General features: G+C 65.0%; 17 protein-coding genes. 9 read left to right on the plus strand and 8 right to left on the minus strand.

The window, feature by feature from the left end; translation table 11 throughout:
- The first annotated feature begins 302 nt into the window (after positions 1–302).
- Positions 303–3,260, plus strand: coding sequence for a tetratricopeptide repeat protein (locus ACIQF0_RS02185; protein ID WP_401023576.1), 2,958 nt, complete (start codon positions 303–305; stop codon positions 3,258–3,260).
- A gap of 352 nt (positions 3,261–3,612) precedes the next feature.
- Here the strand turns inward: ACIQF0_RS02185 and ACIQF0_RS02190 are convergent, their stop codons facing one another.
- The 3 genes from ACIQF0_RS02190 to ACIQF0_RS02200 form a co-directional block, all read right to left on the minus strand.
- Entirely contained in the window at positions 3,613–4,656 is a 1,044-nt protein-coding gene (locus tag ACIQF0_RS02190; protein ID WP_401023578.1) for a hypothetical protein, read from the minus strand.
- Between the two features lie 43 nt (positions 4,657–4,699).
- Positions 4,700–5,437, minus strand: a complete 738-nt coding sequence (locus ACIQF0_RS02195; RefSeq protein ID WP_401023580.1) for a helix-turn-helix domain-containing protein — start codon at positions 5,435–5,437, stop codon at positions 4,700–4,702.
- Positions 5,438–6,621: 1,184 nt separating this feature from the next.
- Positions 6,622–6,996, minus strand: a complete 375-nt coding sequence (locus ACIQF0_RS02200) for a hypothetical protein (protein ID WP_401027798.1) — start codon at positions 6,994–6,996, stop codon at positions 6,622–6,624.
- On the opposite strand from ACIQF0_RS02200, the gene ACIQF0_RS02205 reads away from it, so the two are divergent.
- Entirely contained in the window at positions 6,901–7,167 is a 267-nt protein-coding gene (locus ACIQF0_RS02205) for a hypothetical protein (RefSeq protein ID WP_401023581.1), read from the plus strand. The genes ACIQF0_RS02200 and ACIQF0_RS02205 overlap by 96 nt on opposite strands.
- Before the next feature lie 2,224 nt (positions 7,168–9,391).
- Here ACIQF0_RS02205 and ACIQF0_RS02210 read toward each other — a convergent pair.
- Together ACIQF0_RS02210 and ACIQF0_RS02215 are read right to left on the minus strand one after the other, a co-directional pair.
- Complete coding sequence (locus tag ACIQF0_RS02210) at positions 9,392–10,273, minus strand: hypothetical protein (protein ID WP_401023583.1); 882 nt, start codon at positions 10,271–10,273, stop codon at positions 9,392–9,394.
- A complete protein-coding gene (locus ACIQF0_RS02215; RefSeq protein WP_401027655.1) occupies positions 10,270–10,866 on the minus strand; it encodes a helix-turn-helix domain-containing protein in 597 nt (198 codons plus the stop codon). Before ACIQF0_RS02215 ends, ACIQF0_RS02210 begins: the two co-directional genes overlap by 4 nt.
- A gap of 1,260 nt (positions 10,867–12,126) precedes the next feature.
- On the opposite strand from ACIQF0_RS02215, the gene ACIQF0_RS02220 reads away from it, so the two are divergent.
- Genes ACIQF0_RS02220 through ACIQF0_RS02235 form a run of 4 tightly spaced genes read left to right on the plus strand, consistent with a single transcriptional unit; the run spans position 12,127 to position 14,487 of the window.
- Positions 12,127–12,651, plus strand: coding sequence for a YbaB/EbfC family nucleoid-associated protein (locus tag ACIQF0_RS02220; protein WP_401023584.1), 525 nt, complete (start codon positions 12,127–12,129; stop codon positions 12,649–12,651).
- Entirely contained in the window at positions 12,648–12,947 is a 300-nt protein-coding gene (locus tag ACIQF0_RS02225) for a hypothetical protein (protein ID WP_401023586.1), read from the plus strand. The genes ACIQF0_RS02220 and ACIQF0_RS02225 overlap by 4 nt, the downstream gene beginning before the upstream one ends.
- Positions 12,944–14,002, plus strand: a complete 1,059-nt coding sequence (locus ACIQF0_RS02230) for a hypothetical protein (protein WP_401023587.1) — start codon at positions 12,944–12,946, stop codon at positions 14,000–14,002. Before ACIQF0_RS02225 ends, ACIQF0_RS02230 begins: the two co-directional genes overlap by 4 nt.
- Positions 13,999–14,487, plus strand: a complete 489-nt coding sequence (locus ACIQF0_RS02235; RefSeq protein ID WP_401023588.1) for a DUF6346 domain-containing protein — start codon at positions 13,999–14,001, stop codon at positions 14,485–14,487. Before ACIQF0_RS02230 ends, ACIQF0_RS02235 begins: the two co-directional genes overlap by 4 nt.
- Before the next feature lie 478 nt (positions 14,488–14,965).
- Here ACIQF0_RS02235 and ACIQF0_RS02240 read toward each other — a convergent pair whose 3' ends face one another.
- Positions 14,966–15,310: a hypothetical protein gene (locus tag ACIQF0_RS02240; RefSeq protein ID WP_401023590.1), complete on the minus strand. Its 345-nt coding sequence runs from the start codon at positions 15,308–15,310 to the stop codon at positions 14,966–14,968.
- 1,075 nt (positions 15,311–16,385) lie between these two features.
- Between ACIQF0_RS02240 and ACIQF0_RS02245 the strand changes: the two genes are divergently transcribed.
- Together ACIQF0_RS02245 and ACIQF0_RS02250 are read left to right on the plus strand one after the other, a co-directional pair.
- Entirely contained in the window at positions 16,386–18,566 is a 2,181-nt protein-coding gene (locus ACIQF0_RS02245) for a DUF262 domain-containing protein (protein WP_401023592.1), read from the plus strand.
- A 247-nt stretch (positions 18,567–18,813) separates the two neighbouring features.
- Complete coding sequence (locus tag ACIQF0_RS02250) at positions 18,814–20,529, plus strand: hypothetical protein (RefSeq protein ID WP_401023593.1); 1,716 nt, start codon at positions 18,814–18,816, stop codon at positions 20,527–20,529.
- 714 nt (positions 20,530–21,243) lie between these two features.
- On the opposite strand, the gene ACIQF0_RS02255 is transcribed toward ACIQF0_RS02250, so the two are convergent.
- Both ACIQF0_RS02255 and ACIQF0_RS02260 read right to left on the minus strand, forming a co-directional pair.
- Positions 21,244–22,884 (minus strand): CHAP domain-containing protein, encoded by a 1,641-nt coding sequence (locus ACIQF0_RS02255; protein WP_401023595.1) that lies wholly within the window; start codon positions 22,882–22,884, stop codon positions 21,244–21,246.
- Positions 22,885–23,129: 245 nt separating this feature from the next.
- Positions 23,130–24,527 carry an FG-GAP-like repeat-containing protein gene (locus ACIQF0_RS02260; RefSeq protein WP_401023597.1) on the minus strand — a complete coding sequence of 466 codons (1,398 nt, stop codon included), beginning with the start codon at positions 24,525–24,527 and terminating at the stop codon, positions 23,130–23,132.
- A 356-nt stretch (positions 24,528–24,883) separates the two neighbouring features.
- Here ACIQF0_RS02260 and ACIQF0_RS02265 point away from each other — a divergent pair, with 356 nt between their 5' ends.
- Positions 24,884–26,809, plus strand: coding sequence for a CHAP domain-containing protein (locus tag ACIQF0_RS02265; RefSeq protein WP_401023599.1), 1,926 nt, complete (start codon positions 24,884–24,886; stop codon positions 26,807–26,809).
- Positions 26,810–26,888: the final 79 nt, after the last annotated feature.

The following is a 26,888-nucleotide window of genomic DNA, read 5'->3' on the forward strand; positions in this document are numbered from 1 at the left end:
CGGGATCGCGCCGACGATAGTGGCCAGGGCAACCACGAGCGCGGCGATGATGGCGAGTGCGATCGCCGCGCTGCGGCGCTTGCCGCCGCTTCTCTCGCCTATTGCGGACTGTTGCGCTCCTCAGTCCTGAACACCACGTCACAGCCTCGCCGCTGATTTCCCCCTCTGGGCATGTGAACCTATTGGCCGGCTGGCGCCGACCAAAGCACCAGATGAGTTCTGAGGGCACCGCCTGCAGGCCTACTTCAACCGGATTTGAAGCTGATCGTTACGCGGGTGGGGATGTGCGCGACAGTGGTGGTGTGAAGCGGTTGTGGGCGTTCCGGGTCTGGCATGGCGTGGTGTCGGTGCCGGTGGCAGCCGGAGTGGGTGTGATGACCAATCTGGCCACCGAGGAGTTCTCCTGGGCGCTGACCTGCGGCCTGGTGGCGTTCGTGCTGATGCAGGCGGGGCTGTCGGTGCGGCAGGCGGTGGAGGATCAGCAGGGCCTGCGGGATGCCCGTGACGAGTTGTTGCGGCCGTTGAGGCCGCCGGTGCCGCCGTCTCCGGTGGCGGACGAGTCCCCGGTGGGGCGGGATGGTTCGGTGCTCCAGGTGGGTGCGGTGGTGGGGTGGTTGACAGCGCCGTTCACTCCTACGCCGTTGTGGGGGCGCAGCGGGATGCGTGATCGCCTGGTGGCCTGGTGCGTCGCCTCGGCGTCGGGGGCGGATGTGGTGCGGGTGGTGACGGGGCCGGCGGGGGTGGGCAAGAGCCGCCTCGCTCTGGCCGTCGCCGCGGCGCTGCCGGCGGGCTGGGTGGCGGGTCGTCTGCGCGACGATGCGGCCGGGTTGGTGGAGCGGATCGCCGCCGCGGGGGATCGCACGCTGGTGATCGTCGACGACACCGAGAGCGTTGCGGTATCCGCCGTGGAGACTCTAGTCGCCGGTGCTGTGCGGCATCCGGACCTGATCCGCGTGTTGCTGCTGGCGCGCACCGACGCCGCCTTGCGGTTGCTACCCGACGAAGTACGGCCACGGCTGGCCGGTGTGGAGGTCCTCGGTCCGGTGGGCGAGGCCGAAGACCGGCAGCGGTGGTTCGTCGAGGCGGCGCGGGCATACGCCCGTGAGTGGCGTGTGCCCGCGCCGGACCTGCCCGACCGACCGGTCGGTACCGACGGGGACACCCCGTTGATGCTGCACGCCCGCGCCCTGCTGGCCGTGCTGGGCCGCAGCGACATCCGCACCTGGTCACTGACCGATCTGATGACCGAACTGGTGAGCCTGGAGCAGCGATCCTGGCAGTCCGATCTGCCTCGGTTACCGGCGGGATGCGATACCGAGGTGTTGGCCGAGGCGCTGGCTGTGTTGCTGCTGTTGCCCGCGTCGGGCACGGAAGAAGCAGCTGAACTGCTGCGTCGGGTGCCCCAGTTCTCCCACGACACCGCACAGGAGTCCCGGGTCGCTGTGGCCCGCTGGGCACGCCGCCGCTACCCGCCCGGTCGCGACCACCGCCCGGACCTACAGCCGCACCTGGTCGGCGAGCGACTCGTGCTCGACATTCTTACCCGGACGCCGAATCTGCTCCACGATGACGACATCCCCGCCGCGGCATCGGTGCTGACCTTCGCCTACGCCACGTTCCGAGATGCGCGCGCCCATCTCACCGCCCCACTGATTCGCCGACCTGATCTGTTGCCGGACGCTTTAACTTCCGTCCTCGCCACCGGCGTCACCGGCCGCCCCCTCGACCTTGCCCTTTCCTCTCTTATTGACCCTCATTGCGTCGACGTCGACCTCCGCATACGGCTCATTGCACTTGACCGCACCACTGCGCTACCCCACCTGCGTCTTGCCTTGACCCGCCTCCACGTCGAGCACTTTCAGATGCTGGTGGAAGCGCAACCTGACAACCATCGTCCTGAGCTGGCCACCTCGCTGAACGACCTTGGGATCGATTTGAGGGACGTGGGCCGGTCGCGGGAGGCGTTGACCGTCGTCGAGCAGGCCGTCGCCATCCGACGGGAGCTGGCGGAGGCTGAACCTGACCGGTATCGCCCCGCCCTAGCCGACTCGCTGATCGCCCTCGAAGCCTTTTTAGGCGACGTGGGCCGGTGGCGGGAGGCGTTGACCGTCGTCGAGCAGGCCGTCGCCATCCGACGGGAGCTGGCGGAGGCTGAACCTGACCGGTATCGCCCCGCCCTAGCCGACTCGCTGAACAACCTCGGGGTCTGTTTGAGCGGTGTGGGCCGGCCTCGGGAGGCGTTGACCGCTGTTGAGCAGGCCGTCGTCATCAAGCGAGAACTGGCGGTAGCCGAGCCCGACCGCTACCGCCCAGAGCTGGGCGATACGCTGCACACCCTCGGGATCTGTTTGAGCGGTGTGGGCCGGCCTCGGGAGGCGTTGACCGCTGTTGAGCAGGCCGTCGCCATCCGACGGGAACTGGCGGCAGCCGAGCCCGACCGCTACCGCCCCGGCCTGGCCGGCTCGCTAAGCAACCTTGGGATCTATTTAGCCGAACTGGGCCAGCCTCGGGAGGCGTTGACCGCTGTTGAGCAGGCCGTCGCCATCCGACGGGAACTGGCGGCAGCCGAGCCCGACCGCTACCGCCCCGGCCTGGCCGGCTCGCTAAGCAACCTCGGTGACTATTTAGCCGAACTGGGCAGGCCTCAGGAGGCGTTGACCGCTGTTGAGCAGGCCGTCGCCATCCGACGGGAACTGGCGGCAGCCGAGCCCGACCGCTACCGCCCCGACCTCGCCGCCTCGCTGATTAACCTCAGCATGCGGTTGAGCGGTGTGGGCAGGCCTCAGGAGGCGTTAACCGCTGTCGAGCAAGCCGTCGCCATCGTGCGAAAGCTGGCGACAGTGGAGCCCGACCGGTACCGTCCCGATCTGGCCGCCTCGCTGGATAACCTTGGGGCGTGTTTGAGTGGCGTGGGCCGGCCTCAGAAGGCGTTGACCGCTGTCAAGCAGGCCGTCGCTATCAAGCGAGAACTGGCGGCAGCCGAGCCCGACCGCTACCGCCCCGACCTGGCCACCTTACTGAACAATCTGGCGGTCGGCTTCGCGCAGGTGGGAGACCTCGACGGCGCCCTTCGTGCGAAACGCGACATGGTGGCTGTATGGCGAGCGTGTGCCGACCAGGACCCCGAGCTGTACGAACCCATCTACCAGCGTGAAGCGGCAAAACTGCGCCGACAACTCAACCAGGCGGGCCATCATGAGGAGGCGGTTGCTCCTGATCCGGGTCGCGCTCCGGACACCGACTCCACCGCGACGTCGTAGGTGATAGCAGCGCGCCCGGCTGTACGGCTGCGGCGGGGAAAAGCCACTGAAAGGCGCGTGGATCGTCGACCAACGTCATGTGAAGACCCATCGACGCAGGTCGGTAACCGCAGCTTAGGCATCAGCGATTGCGCAGGTTCCAGATACCGTCCGGTTGCCAGTCGCCGAGGTGCTGCAGCAGGAGGCGGTTGCGCCGCCAAGGACCGGCGCTCACAGGCGTCGGGCCCTGGTACTCCGCGTACGACGACGCCTACGTCACCGATACGACGAGCTTGGACATCGACCACATGCGTTCGCTGGCCCAGGCATGAGACTCCGGCGCCTGGGCGTGGTTCGCGCAGCGGCGCGAGGCCTACGCCAACGACCTTGATGAGCCGCGAACGTTGACGGTTGCGAGACGCTCCAACGCTGAGCGCACTTCGCGAGGTTCAGCGATTCCTCGCCATGCCGCGTGTGTTTCTGGCATGAGTAGCAACGCTCGTCTGAGCCGCCTGCGGTCCTTGCCCTTGCTCTCCCGTTGCATGGATCGGTAGGCGCCGGCTGTGAGGGCGATCTGTCCGAGGACGGCGATGTCCTCCTTGTGACGATCTGGGTCACGGGTGTCGGTGACAGCTGCCGCAGATTTGGCGACCAGCGCACCGAGCAGGTTGGGGCGCCGGACGAATCCGGTTGTCGTGCCGAGCTGTACTGGCACGCGTTCACTGCGGATCAGTGCCTGGTTGCCGCCAGGCACCTCAAGCCCCGATCTGTTCGAGCTCGTGGTCGGGGCGGTTTTTTGCTCGTGAATCCCTTCCGGGAGCAGCAGATCGATGGTGGTGTAAGCGTCTCGCCTGTATCTGTAGCCGTAGTCGTCGGATGTTCTGTCCTCAGCGAATCCGTGTGTGCTGAGAAGGCTGATCGCCTGTCTGAATGCGGTGCGGTCGAGCCAGACTCCGAGGATGATGTCGCCGTCGTCCGTTGCTCTGTGCTCCGGGTATCCGTGCTCGGTGCACGTGAACGCGACCATCTGGCCGCCGATGAGCGACCAATGGCAATCCAGGCTGTCCTCGAACTTGAGAATCACAGACCACGCAGCCGCTTGTGTGTCCGGCATGATCGGCAGCTTCACCGGTGCGCGATCAACCAGGGTGATCCTCAGCGGAAGCGTCTTCCGCAGGAAATGCCATGCCTGAATGACCGCTTCCGGGACCTGCGGCGGCGCAGCGAGCATTGCCATGAGCGGTTTGGTCACCGCAGGTTTGATGTCGTAGGCAATAGGGGTCTGCTGTACGTGCCTGATAACCCCTTCGAGCTCTGCCAGGACGTTGTCTGGTGCCGCGGCGGCGGTGATGCCGTTTGCCGCCGCCGCGGCACGGAACGCTGCATCAACTTGGTCACGAGTCTGACCGCTGGTCAACGCAAGAGCGTCCAGTACCTCATGGCTTCCAGCTAGGACGTCGTCAGGCGGCAACGAGGGTAGTGCTCCTCAGGACGGTGCTCAGTGCCTGCTCCAGCAGTTGAGCACCGGCGCTGCGGCTTCTCGAGTCAGCGCTGTCCATGAGATCAGCCGCGACGACAAGGCGGGGGGCCACCAGACCGTTATCCGTGCCTGCCGCTGTGCGCTGATGCCACTGCATACCGCTGTCGTCGATGTGGACGAGCAAGTTGCCCTGATCCGACTCGACGAGGAAGAACTCGTCGACAAGCCGCGCCGCGTCTGATCCGTTGACGTAGATCTCTGCCTCACCGCCGAAAGCGAGACCGAGTGCGTAGTGGCTGGCTGCGCTGATGCCGCCTGCGACCACGCCCTGATCCTTGAGTAGCTCGGGGATGTCACTTCCCGCGACGCGATAGCGGACGGTGCGGGCGCGTCGCTGCATCCACCAGCGGTAGGTGCACACCTCGCTGGAAGGGTGACGGCTCAGTCGAGCACGCAGCCGTGATCGCTCACTGGTACTCAGCCATGACACCTCTTGCTTGTCCAGCAGAGCGGCTGCGCACCAGGCGCTTCTGGTCGACAGAGGACGGCCGCGGTCTGACGCCGCGATCTCCAGCCGGGCCTGCACAGCATCGTCATGCACTACCCACTGCGATCCAATGCGACGTCCCGCAAGCTGGCCGGCTGCCAGTAGCGCGCGAATACGCGCCTGGTTGACCTCCAGGCGTTCAGCAGCTTCTCGCACACTCAGCTCTGCCACGTACACAACCATAGCGGACCCGCTAGGGAAGTGCTAGCGATGCGGCCATGCGTGCAGGTCAGTGACACGGTGTGCGTGCCTCGGAAATGGCCTGTGATGTTCGTTGGTGAGCTGCAATCCGTTCTCTGTCGTGCGCACGCCGCCACTGCCGCTGTGTCGAGGCCGTTGGGGTCCGTTCTTCGCCTGGTGCTCTATATGGGCCTGGGCTGACGTATCGATGCAGGTCAGAGCAATGAGCGCGACCGGAGCCTGTCGAGGGCGGCATAAGCCACTGGCGCAGACTGGGGTTGGTCGCCACTCGTGGGGCCAGCCGACCCGTGACCTTCGCCTGTACTGGTGGTCCACAGCAGCGGCCTCGCCAGCTCTGGTGCTGAGTTTGACCGCTGTCCGCCGGCGCTGGTGTTGCTCTGAAAGCGGCGCGCCCGCGCTCGTGCATCCACGGCGGCTGCCTCGCCAGGGCTGGTGTGTGCTTTGCAACCCGCCAGCGCTGGAGCAGTGGTCAGCGAACTGCTCGCCCAGCGCTGGAGAAAGGATTGCGAGCCGTTCGCCAGCGCTGGTGCGTGTTCGGCAGCCGGCTTGCTTACGCTGACGGTTTGGTTCATCAGTACGCCAGCGCTGGCGGGTGATCCGCAGGTGGCTCCGCCAGCGCTGAAGCGCGCTTGCGGAGGCCTCACCAGAACTGGTGCCGTACGTGATCGGTGTCTGCTGGGGTGTTGCCGTTCTTCGGTGGTGCCCGCCGGTGCCGGCCAGCTGATCCGCAGCTTTCGTCATTACTGGTGTGTCCCCAGCATCCGCCTCGCCAGCCCTGGCGCCGAGTTTGACCGCTGTCAGCCAGCGCTCGTGGTCACTACAGCTGGTGCCGAGCTCGCTGGCGGACACTACGGTGCGGGTGCTGGGGAGCTCGGCTTCACAGTCACCTAGGACAGCCCCGCCGAGTCGACGCTCCGATAGGTCGGCCGAGGCGGAGATCTGGTCGACGTCCTGGCCTCGGCGGGGGTGAGGCCGCCACCAGATCTGACGACTACTCCACCGGGCCGCACGATCCAGGTCTATGCCGGCTTGGAGGCGCTGCGGCACCGCGTCGTAGTGCACGCAAGCCACCGCGGTCGCAGCGGTGAGTTGCTGATGCCCGGACCTGCCGTGCGAGCTCACGCTCAAGGCTGCCGCCTGCAGCCAGCACAAGCTCAAGCCTGTACCTGCCAACGTGGAAGAAGCATCAGGAACGCGTTGACGCCCCAAACGGTGAGCACGCCGCGGCGGCGCAGAAGATTCACACCCTGCGACGCACTACCGAGCAGCAGGACCGTCAGGAAGGCAAATTTCCGCTTCCCGTCGAACCACGACTGCATCTGATGATCGTGATCGAGCTCGACGCCATCGACGACAGCCGCTGCGTGCTTTCCTGCTGGCGTTAGGACGATCCGCTGGACTGGCCCCCGCCGCGCGGCGGACGAGCTGGAACAGTGAATCGACGACGTGATCTCGAAGCCGACGGCACGTGGTCTGACCAGGCTTTTTCTGTCGCATTGGAATTTGTGATGGCGCGCCCCCTCCTTCAAATACCGATCATGGGATGGCGGAAGGAACACAGGTCGGGAGACCCGAGGCCGCTCTTATACGATTGGCCCCGTATGCTCAGATCTCTGGAACGAATGCGGTCCGCGCACTGGCATCGGCTGTGGCGCAGAAGGGAGAATTTGGCGCTCAAAGAATCCATTCCGTCGTCGTAAAGAATCCACTCATACGGATTGGTGGGAACCAAGGAGAGTCCGATCGACGCCGTGCTGAGTGAATCCACGTGGGTTGGGTTGGTCATGGACGAACCACCTTCCGCGCATCCCGGATCCGAGCGCCGGGCCCGATGTGCTGACCGCCGCGTTGCGAGCGGGGCTGCCCTCGTGAACACAGTTCATGAGGCATGCGCTGCACCGCGTCCAGGTGCTCGGCGGTGGTCCGCCGCGCGCGGGTTGCTGCGATGCTCGGTGCCCATCGGCCCTGGGGAAGAAGCGACTCCATTTCCGCTATCTCCTTCGCTGGTTCTGTGAAAGCCCCGGAGATCACGGCTAGTGTGCTCACGTGTGGTTGCGCTGCTACCGCATGGTCTCGATGGCAACTGTTGGTTGGTCTTCCTCTGCGACACGTGGGTAGGGGACGCCGACACCCCCTACGTCGACAAGTCGTGTCGGCATGGAGGAACACAGTGGCCAGACGGGCCGAGCGAGACGACAAGCGTTTCGGCAAAAGGCCGAGACGCAAGCCGAACCGGAGTTGCACCTGCGGCTCGACTCACGTCGTCGGACTCATGGGACTAGGCGTCAGGGTTCTGCATTTCCTGTACGACGTCTTCGTCCGCTAGCAGCACCGACCGGGCGGCGCACGCTTGCGTGTGCCGCCCGTTTCGGCAGGTCAGTGGGCTGGCAAACGCTTAACCTTACCAACGTTACCGACTTGCCCACCTTACACATCTGTATCCAGCTGGGCACAGATGTGCCCAGCTGGATACAGGTCAGAGGCGGCTTCAGCGCACTTTGGCATATGCCTAGGTACCGGAGCTGCGGCGCCAGCGAGGGTTGGCGGTGCGGCGCGAGATGGCGCGGCGGGCGCCTGCGATCAGTCGGCCGATTGGCCTTGCGTGGTGGTTACTCCACTCCGGCGTCAGTGGTGGGCACGTCGACAACGAGGATCGCAGCGGCGGCCCAGCTGACGGGGATGAGTGTGCCGAGTGTGTGAAGGCGTGGCCGTGTGGCGCTGGCCAAAGCGCCGCGGCGGACCTCCGGATGGGCGCCTGCGGCTACTGGCGGCCGGCACGTGTACACGTTGGCGGATGGAGATCACGTCGCGTCGGCGCCGGATCAGCTTGATCTCCTGAACTTGTCGGCCAGCCGATCCACGGCTTTCTCCATTGCTGGCGTGTCCACGGCAGCCGCCTTGCCAACTCTGGTGCCGAGTTGGCCGCTGTCTGCCAGCCCTGGTGTGCCTTGAACCGTTCCGCCAGCGCTGAAGGAGTGGTTCGCGAGCAGTTCGCCAACCCTGGTGCGTGTTCGGCAGCCACCACCACTCATAGGCTGGTGGAGTGCTCAATCAGTGTCCGCCAGCGTAGGTGGGTACTGCAGGTGTCTCCGCCAGCGCTGACGTGCGCTGTGCGACACCCTCGCCAGACTTGGCGCCGTACCTGGCCGGCCTCCGCTGGGTGTTGCCGTTCTTCGCTGGTGCCCGCCAGCTCTGGCACTGTCGCCGGAAGATGAGGAGCCAGGACTGGCGTGTCGGGTCCTACGGTCACATGTCACGTGGTTCTGTCGGGCACTGTCGCGTCGTGGCCGTCTCCAGGGCAGCGGCGTCTCGGCCGCGCGGCAAGCCAGGATTGGCGGCTCAAGCGGGTATGCGAACCCAAGTAGGTGGCTGGCGATTGATGACTTCTCCAGGACTGGACTTGCGGTTGCCGCTGGGCGGGTACTTGCCGGCAGTGCTGGCGCGTGCAGGTTGTGCTCCTTGATCAGAACGGGAGCAGACGGTTGGGCTGACGCCAGCGTTGGAGCGGGCGGCGCCGTAAGCCTGGCAACAGTTCTAGTGCGTGGGGCGGGAATTGATGGACCTTCCCGACTGCCGTAGACGCTCTGTCTTGCAGCGCTGTGACGGCCAACCGAGGAGTGGTGCTGAGCTAGCACCTTCGGGATGCTGCCTGCTCGCAAACATGCAAGGACTTCCCCTTTGTTGAACTCTGGCAGTCGTGACCACAACGGGGCGCAGTGTGTGCACCCCGTGTGTGGCCTGCTACCACCCAGCGACGAGCGCAAAGCCGAGTGCCGCAGTACGCCGCGCACGCGAGGAAGCAGTGCACAACGGATTGCTGGGCGGTGAGATTCTCTACAAGGCGGTGGCGAAGTCGGGCTCCTAGCTGGCGCCAGAAGTGGTGTGCTGGCGCCAGCAGCGTGCGTCGGACCGGGGCCCAAGGCGCTAGGCCAGCTTCCTGCTTATGGCGAGCAGAGCGAAGCCGGAGATGACCATGAGGCCGTCGAGGACGAGTGGTCCGACTGCGGCGGCGAGCGGTCCATAGTGCCAGGCCAGGAGAAGGTCTCGTTGATGTCCGTAGGAGATGACTGCGGAACCGAGGGCAACTATGCCGGTGCCGCCGTATCGGGCGAGGTTCCATGCCCAGCCTGGCGGCCACGCAACGCGTGATAGCACTTCGACGGACAGCAGAAGACCGATCGGCCAGACCGCGGCACCGATCTGGGGCGCCAGCCCTGGTGCCCATCCTGGCGGGTACTGAGCCGCCGGAAGCCATGTGTGGAGCACGTTCGCGGCGATGGAGGCGAAGCATCCGAAGACGAACCCGGTCCACGCCACGACGCGGCCGTTGGCCGCTGGCTCTGGAACAGCTGCTGCTGGCGGCTGCTCGAGAGCCAACGCCGACTCCACGACACCACGTTGCTCGACATTGCTCGTCGCCCCTTCAGCCTGGGAGTGAAGGAGCCGATCGCTCGCGAACTTGGCTTCGCCGACGACTGCGGGCGCGCTACTTGCAATGAGTTCAGCCGCGGCGATGGTGAGCTCGTCGCGTGCTGACTCATCGCCTGCCACAGCCAACGCGATGTTGGTCGAAGCTGAGGCATCCAAGGAAACGACGGCACTGACGCCGAGGTCATGCTCAGTCGACACATCCGAAGTGTCTGCCTGAGCTCTGAGCACTTCCATTGCCTTGCGGACAGCGTGATCAGGAGCCCCCGTGAGTTCCCTGATCTTGGGGCGGCCAGGACGGGGTTCATATGCAGCATGCGCCTTTTCGTAGATTCCGCGAATCTCTTCGACGAGCTCGTCGAGTTCAACGACCTTCACGCTCGTGCCTCCCCGAGCTGATCCATACCTGCGGGATGGCATCTCGGGCATGGCTTCGACTTAGACACACCACCCACGCGATCGAGCCACACGAGCCTGGTCGAGACAGGCTCGCCGGGGCGGCCATCGCACTTACCGCACGGTTCGCCCGGAGATCGGCGCTCGCCCGCGCGAAGGTTCTCTGGATGGTTAAGGGAAGGTTCGGGTGCACTGTGTGCACCCCGTGAGGTCCTTATTTGCACCCCGCTCGTCCTGGAGTGCACCCCGTTGGTGGGCGCGGGGTGCACTATCTGCACCCCGTTGTGCATGGCAAGGTTCCATCCCCGTGGCCTTCGGTCGCCTCGCTTGATGTGAGCCGCCACGATGCTGGGATCCGAACGAGTGATCAGACCCAGTTCTTCAAGGTCACGTAGTGCGTATTGCACGGATCGTTCAGACAGACGCGTGTAGCCCGCCAGTCGTTCTACTGAAGGGAATGCATTTCTGCCTTCGGAATCCGCGTGGTTCGCCAGTCCAAGAAGCACGAAGGCCAGATGCGATGCTTTCGCCCGCCCTGTGGCCGGAACGACAGCCTCATTCAGCGCCCAGTTCATCGCTTCGATGCTCACGTCGATTCTCCTGGGCAGAGAACGATAGGGTCGGGGTTGATGTGGCGCTTGGGTGTTTTCAGGGCTTCTCGCGATGAAGCCCTGCCGGGCGCATAAGGTGGCTTGAGTGCACCGCGGCCGGCGAAGAACTGGTCTGGCGGAAATGCTCCTCTCTTCCTCCTGGGCTTGGAGGTTTTGTGGACCTGGCCCCAGGGCTGGTTGTTTGAAAAAGTTGAATTTGCTGCGCGGCAAGTTACGTGCCGATCAACTTCGATTTCGGCGCTGCGGGTGGAGGCGTTCTTCTTGGTGCGAAAGTCTGGGATGCGTCGCTGTGCATCCCGCTGGCCTGAGAATTTCACGACTCTCGCGGGGTCTTTAGGCTGGCCCGCTGCTCGAACGGTAGCGAATGCAGTGTTTTTCGGGCTGTAGCCAGGGTTGTCTCGGTGATCCATCAGGAGGCCTCACGGGGCTCGGGCCGCTGTCACACCCGTGTCACAGACTGGGTGGACGTGGCTGGACGTGAAGCCCTGACCTGGACGGTGTTACGCTCTGACCTGGCCTTTTGTTCTCGCGGGGACGTCCTGGACCCTTTTTCATTGTCTGGGGGTCAAGGGGTCGCAGGTTCAAATCCTGTCGTCCCGACGGCCAAGAGGGTTCTCGCAGGTCAGATACTGCGAGGACCCTCTTTTTGTGATCTTGCCGAGTTCTGCCGGGTCGAGCACGACGCTCATCGACCCCTTTGCTTCGGTAGTTGTGCCCATATTTCGGTGTCTTTCGCACGGGCTCGGCGGGCAGAACGAGGCATCTTCATCCGATAAGAAAGCCATGGACCCCTTTACCGGCCACGTGGCAGGAGTCAAGGGGCACGCCCTCCAGCCGCGTCACGTTCATGGGAAGAGTTGGGCGGTGGCTGAACTGTGCCGTCCGGTGGGTCGGGGTAAGGGCCGACAGTTCCTTGGACTCGGACTCGGATCGGATGATCATGATGGCCCGCTTCGCGGCGACTCACATGCATGTCGTACTGAGCCAGTGTCGCCGATCCGGAAAGGTGGGTATGAACTTCGAAACCTCCGTGAGGCGTATGGCCTGTTCAGTCGCGATTCCGGTTCCCTGCTGACCAGTCGCTGCCGTGGACTCGAGCGGTTCGCGATGCTCATTGGTCTGGTCGTGAACCTGCCATATCAGGACTACGTGATTGAGCTGCATGCCGTAGCACGGTCCGTTACTCTCTGCTCGCGTTGAGTAAGAGGGGACCCTGGGGGACGCATGATCGATCCTGAGCAGCTGCTCAGCCAGTACGAAGGCAAGCTCGCGCAGGCGCAGGCCAAGAGCGATGCCATCCGCGAGAACCTCGCCCACCTGCAGGTCACTGAGCGCAGTCCTGACGGGCAGATCACGGTGACCGTCAATGACGCAGGCAACCTGGTCGCATTGCAGCTCGGCCAGGCGTTGCAGCGCAAGGACGGTGCAGCCGTTGCGCACGACGTCATGCGCACCCTGCAGGCGGCGCAGAGCCGTATTGCGAGCGTTGTCCAGGAGTCGATGGCACCGCTGCTGGGTGCCGACTCCGAGACCATGCACTTGATGATGGACAAGCTGCGCAGCGCGCAGCCACCGCCTCCTCCGGAGCAGTACGTGCCGGGGAACGGAGGCTGGGGGCCGACAGAGCCCCGCTTGGGTTCTATTGAGGACGACACGCCACCACCGCCGCGGCCGCAGCAGGCTCCTCGTCCGCCGCAGCATCGTCCGATCGATGACGACGACTTCGGCAACGGGAGCATCCTGCGATGAACTACCGCATCGATCTCGCCGAGATGGACGCTCACGCCAAGCGTGTGGACGAGATCGGCGGGCGCATCGGCACCGCCATCGGAGCGGGCAACGCGGCCTCGAACCCCGAAGCGTTCGGCCTGCTCGGAATTCCGCTCGCGGCCCTCTGCTCGGCCGCGCAGCACATGGCGATGAACACCCTCACCGACGCCGCTGAGGCCGCGCTCGACCACCACAAGCGAGTCAAGGCATGGCGTGAGGACGTCAAGAACAACGAGGAAGAGCAGACCAGCCGCTTCAAGACGGGCGATTCATGAGCACTCCGAGCATGGGGCCTGCTCCGGCCCCCGCCGAGAACCCGTTGATCCGCAAAGGCCAGGACACCCCGAAGACCGAGGGCGCCGGGCTGTTCCACGACGTGACCGAGGCAGTAAGCGGCTTCTCCGATGGCAACTGGGCCGAGGGCCTGCTCAACCTCGCCAGCGCGGCAGGTGACATCGGCAAGATGCTGACCGATCCGCTGGCATACCTGTTCAGCGCGGGCTTCGGCTGGATGTTCGAGCACATCGGCTTCCTCAAGGAGCCGCTTGACTGGCTGACCGGTGACCAGCAGACACTCGATGGAATGGCGCAGACGTGGTCGTCGGTGTCGAGCTACCTCGACGAGATCTCCACCGACCTCAAGAAGGCCGTCGACAACGATGCCGGGCAGTGGGTGGGCAGGGACTCGGCGAAGTACCGCGAGTTCGGTGCTGACCGTGCGGACACCTACGGCGCCGTCGGCACGGCGGCGCGTGGGATGTCGATCCTGATCACGATCTGCAAGACCATCCTCAAGGTGGTCCGTGACATCGTGCGCGACCTGATCACCGAGGCGATCGGCAAGCTGATCAGCATCTGCATCCGCTGGGCGCCAGCCATGGCGGCGCTGGGCGCGGGTATCGCCGGTGCCGTCGCGGAAGGTGTCCCCGTCGCGGTGCGCTACGCGCAGAAGTGCATCGAGTGGTGCCGGAAGCTCACCAGGGCGTTCGGCAAGGCGGGCGGTCTGTTCAAGAAGCTTGACGACGTCCTCGCCAACGCCAGCGTCAACCTCGCCAAGCGCGGCGACGACTTCGTGACCGTGCTGAAGCAGGGCGCGAATGCGGACATCGCGCGGGCGATGAAGGACTTCAACGTCGGCGCCATGCTGAGGGACGCGGGAGCCGGCGCGAAGAAGGTCGTTCTTGATGGCGTCACAGGCCTGCCCAAGGACATCGGCCCCGCCATGGCCGAAGAGTTCCGCAAGGAAGGGGCGAAGATCGTCGACAACCGAGGCTGGAAGGACTGGCGCGAGCTGAAAGCAGACCAGGAGAAAGAGGAGCGAGGCGGGTGAACACCCTCCGGCGCGTCCTCGTCGCCCTGATCGTTCCACTGCTCGGCTACCTGCTCGGCGCCGCGATCTTCAACCACTTCTGGAACCAGGTCGAACCAGGCGAACTGGCGAAAGCCGATCTGGTGGCCACGGCGAAGTCCTGCGAACGCCGCGGCCCGGTGGCATTGCGGGGCTTCGGCTTCTACTACGAGTGCCAGGCCGAGGTCCGGGTCAGGTCCAGTGGAGAGACGTACACGTCGACCGTGACGGGGTGGCTCATGCCCGAAGACATCGGCAAGAAGTACGCCGTCCACACCGTGCGGCACGGCAGGCCGTTACAGCCGGACGTGCGATCGCAGGGTCAGGTTTTCCTGGGCTGGTTGTGCACCTTCGCCTTCGCGATCGCGTTCCTCTTCCTGAACGTCTGGATCGCACGTCACGTGTGGCCCGATGCTCCTCGGCGCAAGCGCCGCATGCCGATCAGATACGAGCCGCCTCAGCCGTGAGCAGTCACGTCGGATCGATGCGGACGGCAGCGCTAAGCGTTTGGCAGGTGACCGAAGCAAAGCCGCGAGACCGTTCCTCGTCACTCAGGCGGCTGCCGCTCGACGACCAGCCGGCTCCGAGTTTGCTCGTCCACAGGACCCCACGAACTGAGTAGCTGCCAAGGTTGACCCATCTGCGTGGGGAGCTGGTCGCGGCGTCTGAGGCCACGGGCTGCGACATCCTCTTCGTCATCCGCGGGCTGATCACGCGAATGTGTCGGCTGTGGCGTGTCGGCCTGGCATTCGAACCACGCGCGGATCGCCTCAAGGCAGCGCCGACACTGCCAAGAACGTGGTGACGTTCACCGGTGGCTTCGGATCCGCGATCAGCGGTGACTTCGACGAATACACGCTGAAGTGGACGCTACCTGTCGAGTCCGTGTGGATGTACCAATGCGATCGAGATCTCGTCGGCGATGGTCGGCCACTGAGCATTCGCTCAGTGGCCGTTCCCGGTGTTGTCCTCGGCGAGGGGTGTCGCGCGAAAGCTCGAATCGTCACCCATGTGGAAGAACAGGTGTCCGGAAAGTGTGCCATCCAGGGCCAGAGCGGCCCAGCCTCGCCCGTTCACTTGATCGTCCTCCCCATCCCAGCTGAACTCGACGAACGGTTGGCCGTCACATTCCGCCCACCGGCAGTCCATCCGCCCCGTTACGGCTATGAAGCCGAAACGGCCTGTTCCGTCATTGGTGAACTCGATGAATCCAGGTTTCACGAGGTCGATGGCTTCCTGGTCCCACATCTCCGTCTCAACGATCCGCCACCGCCCGACTGGCCTCTTCACGAGCCCCTCCCTGTTTGAGTGGTTGTCGGGATCACTTGTGCTCGACGATGTTGAAACGTACTGGCTCTTCCAGCGTTCGCAGCGCCCCTTCTAGGTCGGCAAGGTGAGCATCTTTCAAGAATCATGCCAACTGCCATCGAATCGGGACCGTCTTGCCCTGTTGGCCGGTGCCTGCGTGCGAGCACCGACTCCTTTACTCGGCTGGGCCCGTTGAAAGCGACCTGGAAGAACACGCTGGAGCACGCCCCCCGTCGTTCCACGACTGGGGGCAAGTGTCCTCAAGCGCGCTGAACTTCCTTCAAAGCTCTTCGTCCGCGTTGTTCTGCTGCTGTATCCCGGTGAGAGCACCAAACGGGATGCCGTACGACACCGTGTGATCGTCCAGTTGCTTACAACCCGGATGCTCGGCGTGATGCGTGACTGCGGGGAGCAGCGGTTTGATCCGCGCTCACAGCTCGTCGGACACGATCCAGGGAAGCTGCTCACCCTTCTACATGCCAAGGTGAACGCAGGGACGATCGACAGTGTTCCAAGATCATTCTTTGGGATAGCCTGGTTTTGTCGGAGCTTCTCAGATCCTCGATGATCTGTTGCACGGCTTCCTTGATCTCGTCGTTCACCGACAGCTCGTACGACGAGAAGAAGCGCGAGGACGCGCGAATGATGTTCAGGCACTGACTGGCTGTCGTCACGGGTGCGACTGGGTTGTTCGCCGTAGCGCTGCAGCTGCACGAAGCGGGTCTGCTGTGAAGCAAACGCCAACCGGACGCTCAAGCCTGCTTGGTCGGCCAGGCCAGCGGCAGCCATGCCTCGCTAGCGGTGGGCTTTGGTCGGTGACGGTGTAGCCGACGTGTTTGTCGCGCGTAACGAACGTGACGAGGGTGTCGATCTGTTGAGCGGGAGCGCGGGCGGCACCTACAGCAGCTGGTTGTCTCATCGCGTTGTCTGAAGTGGTGCGAAGGCATCGTTCTACTTGTCGGCCAGAGCAGCGCCGAGCGCTGCAGGTCGTGACGTGCCAGCTGTCTGATGAGTTCGGCGAGGTCTGCTTACTGGCCCGCAGTGATAGGGAGGCTTGGTGCAGGCGCACACGCACACGCCGGCGATCGTCTTCGGGCATCACATCCGGTACGTCGTGCCGCTCTTTCAGCGTCCGTATGTCTGGAACCAAGATGATCAGTGGCAGCCACTGTGGGACGACGTACGTACGCTGACCGAGCGTCTGCTCGATGCCCCGCAGCCTGTGTACGGGGCGCAGCCAGTGCCTCCGCACTTCTTGGGTGCGATCGTGCTGGACCAGCAGATCACCCCGTCCGGTTTCATCGCGGCGCGCCACATCATCGATGGACAACAACGGCTGACCACGTTGCAGCTTCTGCTTGACGCTGCTCAATGGGTCGTGGAACAGCACGGTGCTGACATCGACGCGCAGGCGCTCAAGACGTTGGTGCTCAACGACTCCAGCCTCACCATGCATGCCGATCACGTGTTCAAGGTCTGGCCCACGGACCGCGACCAGGACGCCTTCCGTGCCGTCATGGACAACACCGTTCAACTGCCGCCAGACCTGGCCACATCGAAGATTGCCCAAGCCCATGCATTCTTCGTCGAACAGATCACCGAGTGGGCCGACGTGACCGGCGACGCGGCCAAGGTCGGCGCCCGGCTGAACGCTCTGGTCCGAGCACTACGTGATCATCTCAAGATCGTTGCGATCGATCTCGAGCCCGGCGACAACGCACAGGTCATCTTCGAAACCCTCAACCACCGCGGCAGCCCGCTGCTGGCTGCGGACCTCATCAAGAACCTGATCTTTCAGCTCGCGCAGGCCGAGGGCGCGGACGTCCACCACCTCTACAACACCTACTGGAAACCGCTCGACAGCGACTATTGGCGTCTGCTCGTCGCCCAAGGCCGCCGCCGCAGGCCACGGATCGACCTGTTCCTCAACCACTGGCTCACGATGAAGTTGCTGCGGGAGGTCGCGGGTGACCGCGTCTTCACCGACTTCCGCGACCACGTGTTCACTCACCAACCAGCCATCGCCGACCTGCTCGCCGAACTCGCCGCCGGCGCGCAGGTCTACCAGCAGATGGAGAACCTCGCACCGGACAGCGTCGAGGGCGTGTTCCACTACCGGGTCATCCGCGCGCTCGACTCCGCTGTGGTCAGCCCTTTCCTCCTGTGGATCCTGCGCTGGTCGGCCACCGATATGCCAGCGCAGCAGCGCACCAAGGCAATCACCGCCCTGGAGAGCTGGATCGTCCGGCGAGCGCTGACCAGAGCCACAGCCAAAGATCTCAACCGCATGATCCTCGACCTGCTGCGCGCCCTGGACAACGACGGACCCGCACGAGCTGGCGACACCGTCGAAACAGTCCTCGCCACACAACACGCGGAATCCCGTTACTGGCCCGACGATCAGGCTCTGCATCGCGTGCTCGAGACGCAGCCGATCTACAAGATCCTCACCAGGCCCCGCATGCGCATGCTGCTCGAGGCACTGGAGGACTCGCTCCGCGGACCACTCGGCGAAGGGCAGACATGCCCGCAGAACCTGACCGTGGAACACGTCATGCCCCAAGCGTGGCGAGAGCACTGGGGCGCTGGTGTCGAGGGTGACCGCAACGCCGAGGCAGAGCGTGATCAGCTTGTGCACACGTTGGGAAACCTCAGTCTCGTGAACGGCAAACTCAACCCGACCTTGTCGAACCGGCCCTGGACCGACGACGACACCGCGACGCGGGGACTGACAGGCGGAGGCAAGCGCGACTACCTGCTCCGCCACAGTCAGCTGAAACTCAACGCCATCCTCGTCGCACAGCACGAAGCCACCTGGACAGAACACGACATCCGCGAGCGCACCAGCAAGCTCATCCACCGCATCAGCGGCATCTGGCCCGGACCTGTAGAAGCAGTCCGCCCACAGCAGTCGACGTCAGCAGACGCCACCCACGATCTCATGATCCACAACGACGATGACGAGACTGAGGGACCAACTGCTGTTTCGCATACCGGCAAATACCGATCGCTGTGGCGATGGCTTCGACAGCAACCTGGAAACGACATCTCGCTGAGCTTCGCGCAGGTTGAACGGATCCTCGACGGCCCTCTACCGCCCTCGGCACGCAGCCATCTCCCACACTGGTATGGCTACGACGGCACCGCTCTCGGCCGGGCGATCCGCGATGCTGGCTGGAAAGCCACACACGTCAATCTGACCGACGAACACGTCACTTTCGTGCAAGTCAACGACTAAGCGAGCCAGCCGTACTTTTGACCGACCGGACCTCGAGCCCAGCTGGCACTGCCCAGCGGCAGTGTCGATCCGCACCTGAAGCACCGCAACCAGCCACTTCCCAATCGTTCGCCCGCTTGGGACTTGACCCCCGGTGGATTCGGGCTGCCCGAAGGCATTGAGCCGTAGGCTTCGGCGGTCAACGCCGATGAGGTTCGGCCGTTGTGTGTCTGTGGGAGGAGATCGGATGCGGGGCCCTTCGGACTCGATGGAGATCGCCGAGCCTGAGAAGAGCGGCCGGAGCGATACCGGCGACTCGCCTGTTGGGGACGAGTCGACGTCCGACTCGGACATCGACTCGACGACGTCGACGGTCCTGGTGGAGGTGCTCCCAGGGGTGGCTGTCGTCGCCGGTGAGGTCCCGCCGGAGCTGAAGCCCGATCTGATCGACTTCGGGATCGTGCCGGCTGCCGACCGCAAGCAGATCTCAGCGATCCTTGCCTCGATCGGGAACGCGGCGACCGTGGCCGGCAATCTCGGAAACGCGTTCGCCAGCGTGCAGGGGCTCTACAGGATCGGCGACACGGCACAGGCCCTGCTCAGGAGCGGCGCGACGCTCGCCGTCAAGGACGGCGGGAACCTCGGAGCGGTGATGGGTCCCGGCGGCATCCTGCGTCAGGCTCGCTTCTACCCCGTGACTGCGGTGAGCAAGGCGCCGATCGCGGCCTCGATCGGGCCTGCCCTGGCCATGGTCGCGTTACAGATGATGCTGAACGAGGTCTCGGGCCTCGTCAGGACCAACCTCGCGGTGACGAACCAGGTCCTCACCACCATCCGCAAGGATCAATGGGCCGAACTGACAGGGCTCGTTGCCGCCGTCGATCGCGCGGTCGACCAGGCCCGAGAGATCGAGTCGGTGCCGACGTCCTTGTGGGAGGACGTCGCGGGCAGCGGAGCGCTGCTGCAGAAGCAGCTCGAGCTCTACCAGGGAAACGTCCGCGACCACGTCAGGCAGATCGGTCGGGCCGACGCACGCAGCCACCGCGAGTACCTGCAGACCAACGCCGAGGCCATCGCCTTCGACGTCCGCGCCCTGCTGTCCTCCCTTAACGCATGGACGGGGTATCACGCGCTTCGCGCCGCAAGGGCGAGAGCCGCTGGACGTGACGACGCCGCCGAGGCGCACTACGCCGAGGTCATCGCCCGCGACACCCGAGCGGAGTTCGACTCGACCCTCGCCGACATGACGAGCCTCGTCGACGCGCTGGTTCGGGAGCTTCGGATCACCGCCGAGCTCCGCGGCCCCGACGCATGGCCGCTGTCGGGGAAGCGGAAGGATGTGAAGGCAGCCCGCGAAATCTCCGCCCGGCTTCTGGAGGCGATCGAGCCCCTCGCCGACTCTCTCCACCCGCCAGTCTCTCCGCTCGAGGCCCCTGACGTCATCTGCGGACCCGAATCGCTGGACTCAGAGCCGTACCGCCGCATTCTGCGCTGGCTCTTCGAAGACGGTGAAGCCCTGCGTGCCCTCGGCTTCCCCGAGCAGCTCGATGACGATGGTCCTATTTCCGCGATCGTCGGCGGAGCGATGGGGATGTTGGCAGCAGCGATGGACAAGACCGCGGACAAGGAACTGGTCGCCGTCACGGATCGCCGCATCATCTTGGCCACGACGAACACTTTCCTCGAGCAAGCTGCGATCGACCAGGACATCCCGATCGACCAGGTGCGATACGTTCGAGCACCAACCGCACCGGACAGCAGTTCACGCTTGGCGATCGACCTCATCACGCGCGACGAGAACATCCGCTGGCTCTTCCACGCCGACGTCGACAACAGCCAAGTGGCCGCACTCGCCGCCGTGCTCGCCGAGTCGATGACTATCCCGGACGCCGAACGCGTCCAGCTTCAGCGGCGGCGTTACCCCTCCATCGAGACAGGCGAAGAGAAAGAGAGCACCGGCACGACGTCTACCGAACTGACCTGATTCGAGGCTACGACCCGTGCTGCGGTGTAAGCCCCGAGTTGAATGAACGGTTCGTGGCCGGTGAGCTTCCCGATAGCCCGGACTCTTTCCGGACATGGTCCGACAGGGCTTGAAGGAACAGTCCTGGCGCCACCGAAGAAGTACCCCGATGAGCTGGGACGCGTGCGGTCTGGCTGTATCGGGAGCCGGACTCGCGTGCGTCGTGTCGCGCCTGGACTGGGCACCCCACTGCGGTGGGCTATGAACGACGGAAAGCCTTCGCCGGATTTCAGTTAAGGCCTTCCATCGTGGAGCTGCTTGGCGCCGTAGCAGGCGTCAGCGCCCGAAAGTCAAGACGACGGCGCAAGTTCGCGTCTGTCTCGGAAGGCACGGATGTCCGACTTCGCGCGACGTGCCCGAACATTCCGATCGCTACGGGACGTCCGGACACGCTGCGGTGAGATTGATCAGCACCGCCCTCTCCTGCTCGTCCACGCTCAAGCTCCACAGGATCTTCACGGTCACCCAGTCGACGAGGTAGCTACAGCGACCGGCGCGACAGTCGGCAACACTCACGCGGATCTTGGTTGGCCGTCGAACGGCTCGTCACGGCGGAGCCCCGCGATCAGCGTTCGCGGCTCCTCAAGACCATGGCCTACCGAACCGTGAGCACGGCATGGCGGTGGTGGTGCCGGCCAGCGGCTTGGCCGCTGTACCGGAACCACCGCTACGCGCCTAGTAGCCGGAACCGAGGTGTTCGAAGTCGCCAAACGGCGACGGTTGCCAGCCGACCCCCGGCGCAACCCACTTGTGCACGAGGTCGCCTCCCGTGCCCTGCCCGAAGATGTCGAGCTGGCCGTTTGCTTGCTGGATCAGCGAAGGCTCGCTGACCAGGCCAGTGCCGAGACGTTCAGGTTCACCGAAGGCTGTAGGTTGCCAGCCGATGCCGGACACGAACCACTTGTGCCAGAGATCGTTCGCGCTACCGCGGCCGAAGATGTCGAGCTGCCCGTTGGCCTGTTGGAGCGCAACCGGTTCACTCGCCAGGCCGCTCCCGAGCCGTTCGAAGTCGCCAAAGGGAGACGGCTGCCAGCCGACGCCGTGTACGAGCCACTTGTGCATCAGATCGCCCGCAGGTCCTCGGCCGAACACATGCAGTTGGCCGTTCGCCAGCTGGGTCACGGACACGTCGCTGGCCAGGCCGCCGCCGAGCCGTTCGAAGTCCCCGAACGGCGACGGCTGCCACCCGACGCCGTCGACCATCCACTTGTGGAGCAAGTCTCCGTTGGCGCCGCGGGCGAAGACGTCCAGCTGACCGTTGACTTGCACGAGCGCAACCGGATCACCGCCCAGGCCGCCGCCGAGCCGTTCGAAGTCGCCGTACGGCGACGGCCCCCATCCGACGCCGTCGACCATCCACTTGTGGAGCAAGTCTCCGTTGGTGCCGCGGGCGAAGATATCGAGAGTCCCGTTGGGACGGATGATGGCGATCGGATCGCCGCCGAGCCCGGTGCCGAGTCGTTCGAAGTCCCCGTAGGGCGACGGTTGCCAGCCGACGCCGGGAGTGAGCCACTTGTGCAGCAGATCTCCGTTGGTGCCGCGGGCGAAGACGTCGAGAATCCCGTTGGGGCGCCGGATCGCGGTCGGCTCACCGCCGAGCCCGGTGCCGAGGTGCTCGAAGTCGCCGAACGCGGATGGCTGCCACCCGGCGCCGGGAACGAACCACTTGTGCACCAGGTCATCCGTGGGCCCCCGGCCGTACACCTCCTGGTAGCCGCTCGGGCCGAACACTACGTTGCTGCTGCGCCGCGGCGACGGCTGCGCGGGCGGCGGGTTGTTCGGAGCCGACGCCATGTCCTTGAAGTGGATGAACCCGGTCGGGTAGTAGCCGCCCGGCGTCATCTTCTTCCAGTGGAAGTCGCCGCCCCAGTTGTCCTCGGACACGAGGATGTAGCCCGAGCCGACCTCTTCGACGTAGGCCACGTGCCCAGTCGAGCCTGAACCGCCAGAGTTGGCCGCCCACCACGCGATTGCACCGACCGCTGGAGTCGAGTTGACGCTCACACCATGCGCTTGTGCCTGGGATCCCCACTCGTAGGCCATCCCGTGGCCGCGCAGGTAGCTGGCATCTGCGCCATTGCGGACGAGCCGGTAGGCGGCGTAGTTCGTGCAGTTGTGGCCGGCGTACATGCCCCAGTACGACGTGCCGCTGTTCGCGCTGTAGTCGCTGTTGCCGCGTCCAGTGTTGGCACATCCCGCATACCCGGTGCACAACGTTGTCGACGCTGCTGATGCGGTGGGCGCAACGAGCGCTACGCCCAGCATCAAGGCGACCAGGGGCGCTAGCCGTCTTCGCAAGGTGAGATGGATGCGCATAAGCGGTTCCTCCTTGGCGGTGGATGAGGGTGGTACGGCGAGGAGCGCGCCGCGCCGTTAGCGCGGTCGTGCTGGATCACGCGGACCGCTCAAACGAAGGTCTTGCAGGGCGACACTCGGTGAGCCGACCAGAGGCCGTTGGCACAGCTGGACCCACTGCCGTGCTGGAGCGGCGCAACGGCGGTGATGTGCTGCAGGTGTCGCGCTTGCCTATCTGGGGTGAGCGTGATGTCGCGGACGCTTCGCTACATGACGAACCGGTCAGCCGGTCCCGCGTAGCCGGCAATGGTTGCCCAGTGCGCCCACCACGTCGAGTAGCCCGTCGCGCCGTCGAGGACGTGCGCTTCCAGCCTGCCCGATCCTGTAGGTCCGGTGTTGACGACGACCAGGTCGGCGCGGCTGTCTCCGTTGACGTCGCCCAGCACGAACCTGTCCGATGGCGCGGCGTAGCCGGCGATGGTTGCCCAGTGTGCGTACCAGGTCGAGTAGCCGGTGGCGGCGTCGAGAACGTGCGCTTCGAGTCGGCCTGAACCGGTGGAGCTGACTCCCACGATCACGAGGTCCGCGCGACCGTCGCCGTTCACATCACCGAGAAGGTGCCTGCCGTTGGGGCCATCGGTGTATCCCGATGCGGTTGCCCAGTGTGCGTACCAGGTGGAGTAGCCGGTGGCGGCGTCGAGGACGTGGGCCTCGGTCCTGCCTGACCCGGTCGGTCCGGTGCCGACGATGACGAGGTCGGCTCGACCATCGCCGTTGACGTCACCAAGAAGGTGTCTGTCGTTGGGACCGTTGCTGTACCCGGCGGCGGTGGCCCAGTGAGCGAGCCAGGTCGAGTAGTTGGTGGCGCCGTCGAGGACGTGCGCCTCGGTCCGGCCTGAGCCGGTCGGTCCAGTGCCGACGATGACCAGATCCGGCTTTCCATCGCCGTTGACGTCGCCGAGCAGGTGCCTGTCGTTGGGACCGTCGCTGTACCCGGCCGCGGTTGCCCAGTGCGAGTACCAGGTCGCGTAGCCGGTGGCTGCGTCGAGGACGTGTGCCTCGGTGCGGCCTGAACCGGTCGGACCAGTGCTGACCGCGATGAGGTCCGCGCGGCCGTCGCCGGAGACGTCCCGCTGGCCCATGTCCTTGAAGTGGATGAACCCGGTCGGGTAGTAGCCGCCCGGCGTCATCTTCTTCCAGTGGAAGGTCCCACCCCAGTTGTCCTCCGACACCAGAATGTAGCCGGGACCGACCTCCTCGACATACGCGACGTGACCCGATGAGCCCGAGCCGCCAGAGTTCGCGGCCCACCAGGCGATGGCACCGACCGCAGGCGTCGAGTTCACCGGCACGCCGTACTGCGCGGCATGAGGTCCCCATTTGTAGGCATCGCCGTGGTTCTGCAGGTACCCGGCATTGGCGCCGTTGCGCTGGAGCCGATAGGCCGCATAGTTGGTGCAGTTGTGCCCTGGAGTCATGCCCCAGTAGGGCGTGCCGCTGTTCGCGCCGTGACCGCCGTCACCGCGGCCGGTGCTCGCGCATCCCGCGTAACCGGTGCAGAGGGTGGTGGACACGGCCGAGGCGACGGGTGCAATCAACCCGACGAGCAGTACCAGGATGGCGAGCGGCACGAAACGTCTTCGCAGGAAAGCCAAGAACGACACGGTGGACTCCTTCATCGCGGAGTGGCCTCTGGTCTGTCGCGCGGTCGTGTCTCGCGGTTAGCCAATCCACCTGTAACCACACGGAACGCTCAGCGGAAAGTCCTATACGCAGACGCACGGTGGCTGCACGTCCTCACTGCTCACTCGAACGTCCTCAGTCGCGAGCAGGTGGCCGATCACGGAAATTCCGATGACCGTCCATAAAGGAATTTTCCACGCGTCTAGGCATAAAAGCGTTCTGTCACAATCGATTCCCGTGAGCCGATAGATCCGGCATGGTCAATCAACAGATCCACGGCAGACAGACACGCAGCGGCGACTACCGACATCGAAGACACTTGTTCGGGATAGCGGGAGTGATCGCGTTCCTCGCAGCGTTGCTGATCCCGACCTCCGCACAGGCACTGGGCGACGACTACCCATGGCCCAACGCGGACATGAACCAGCTCTCGCCCTTGAGATTCAACTACCGCAACTGCACCGACTACGCCGCGTGGACGCTCAACCGGCAGCTCGGCGGCACGGCCACCGACATCCGATTCAACTGGAGCAGCATCCAGTCAAGCGGCAGCGGTCATGCCAAGGACTGGAGGCAAGGAGCGATCAACAGGGGCAAACCAGTCGACAACTCGCCGAAGCGAGGCGCCGTCGCCTGGTGGGGAGCCAGCCACGGTGGTGGGTACGGACACGTCGCGATCGTCGCCGAGGTGCGCGACGGCGGGAACACCGTTGTCATCCACGAGTACAACCGCAGCAACACCGGAAGGTTCGGAACCCGCACGCTCACACGATCCGGCGAGTGGCCTCAGGCGTTCCTGCACATCGCCGACCTGCCCGACGCACCGCCTGCCGGCCCAGCCACGCCCGGCGCGATCACCGCACTCACGCACGGGTCGCGGGTGAACCTGTCCTGGGGTCCGTCGTCAGGCGCTGCCGACTATCAGGTGTACCGCGATGGAGTGCTCGTCGCGACGGTCGGTGGCACCACGCACCTCGACGCGCAGGTGTCGCCAGGCCAGTCATACAACTACACCGTCGTCGCACGGAACTCGGCGGGCACCTCGCCAGGCACGGTCAAGCGGATCTCCACGAACTTCGAGGCCGCCGACCGCGCCTATCTGCCCACAAAGGACGGTCCAGCACAGTGCGGCCGCGCTGGCGGGCAGCAATACCAGGCGCTCGTCTGCACCATGCGCACCTCGACCAGCTGGTCGTCCGCGTCGACAGGACAAGGCGACTGGGGATACCTCGCTGATCGGACATGGCTGCCCAACCGCGACGGGACCGTGTCGTACTGCCGCCGCGTCGGCGCAGGCGGCCAGATCATGTGCGACCGGTTCGATGGTGCCACCTGGACGAGCTCCACGTCGCCGAACGTGGACGTCGGCTACCCGGAAGACCGCGCGGTGCTCGCCACCAAGGACGGGCCGGCGCTCTGCGGTCGAGCTGGTGGTGACAACTACCAGGTGCTCGTCTGCACGGTGCTCACCTCGTCCGGCTGGAGAACGGTGTATACGGGCGGTGGCGACTGGGGCTACCCGGCTGACCGGTCATGGCTGGTGAACCGCGACGGCACGGTGTCGTACTGCGCCAGAGTCGGCGATGGTGGCCGGGTGCGTTGCGACCGGTTCGACGGCACGACGTGGACGAGCTCCACGTCACCACAGGTCGACGTCGGCTATCCGGACAACCGCACGTACCTCGCCACGAAGGACGGGCCGGCGTTGTGCGGTCGCGCGGGTGGTCAGGACTGGCAGGCGCTGGTGTGCACGGTGCTGACGCCAAACGGCTGGACCTCCCTGACGTCCGCAGGTGGTGACTGGGGCTATGAGACGGACAGGGCCTGGCTGACAAACGCTGACGGCACCGTCTCCTACTGCCGTCGAGTCGGTGCAGGAGGGCAGATCAGGTGTGAACGGTTCGACGGCACGGCGTGGACGAGCTTCATGTCGCCGAACGTGGACGTCGGTTACCCGGAGAACCGCGCCTATTTGACCACCAAGGACGGGCCGGCGGTATGTGGCCGTGCGGGTGGTCAGGAGTGGCAGGTGCTGGTGTGCACTGTGCTGACGCCGAACGGTTGGACATCCGTGACGTCTGGACGTGGTGATTGGGGCTACGGCTCAGACCGAGCCTGGCTCACCAACAACGACGGCACCGTGTCCTACTGCCGTCGAGTGGGAGCTGGTGGCAACGTGATGTGCGACCGGTTTGACGGAACCAGTTGGTCCACGATCACCTCGCCTGCTGTGGACACCGGCTACCCGGACAGCTTCGTCTGATTGTGTCCAGCGGCCCGGCGTACTGTCGCCGGGCCGTTGCGCGATGCCGTGGTTCATCGGTGGTACTCCTGTCAGCTGA

Source organism: Lentzea sp. NPDC092896 (genome assembly GCF_044754905.1).
Taxonomy (GTDB): domain Bacteria; phylum Actinomycetota; class Actinomycetes; order Mycobacteriales; family Pseudonocardiaceae; genus Lentzea.

What these genes read in the sequence shown, in the direction of transcription:
- ACIQF0_RS02215 (WP_401027655.1), bottom strand. Translation starts at nt 10,866, where the DNA reads ATGAACTGGGCGCTGAATGAGGCTGTCGTTCCGGCCACAGGGCGGGCG.
- ACIQF0_RS02220 (WP_401023584.1), top strand. Translation starts at nt 12,127, where the DNA reads ATGATCGATCCTGAGCAGCTGCTCAGCCAGTACGAAGGCAAGCTCGCG.
- ACIQF0_RS02225 (WP_401023586.1), top strand. Translation starts at nt 12,648, where the DNA reads ATGAACTACCGCATCGATCTCGCCGAGATGGACGCTCACGCCAAGCGT.
- ACIQF0_RS02230 (WP_401023587.1), top strand. Translation starts at nt 12,944, where the DNA reads ATGAGCACTCCGAGCATGGGGCCTGCTCCGGCCCCCGCCGAGAACCCG.
- ACIQF0_RS02250 (WP_401023593.1), top strand. Translation starts at nt 18,814, where the DNA reads ATGGAGATCGCCGAGCCTGAGAAGAGCGGCCGGAGCGATACCGGCGAC.
- ACIQF0_RS02255 (WP_401023595.1), bottom strand. Translation starts at nt 22,884, where the DNA reads ATGCGCATCCATCTCACCTTGCGAAGACGGCTAGCGCCCCTGGTCGCC.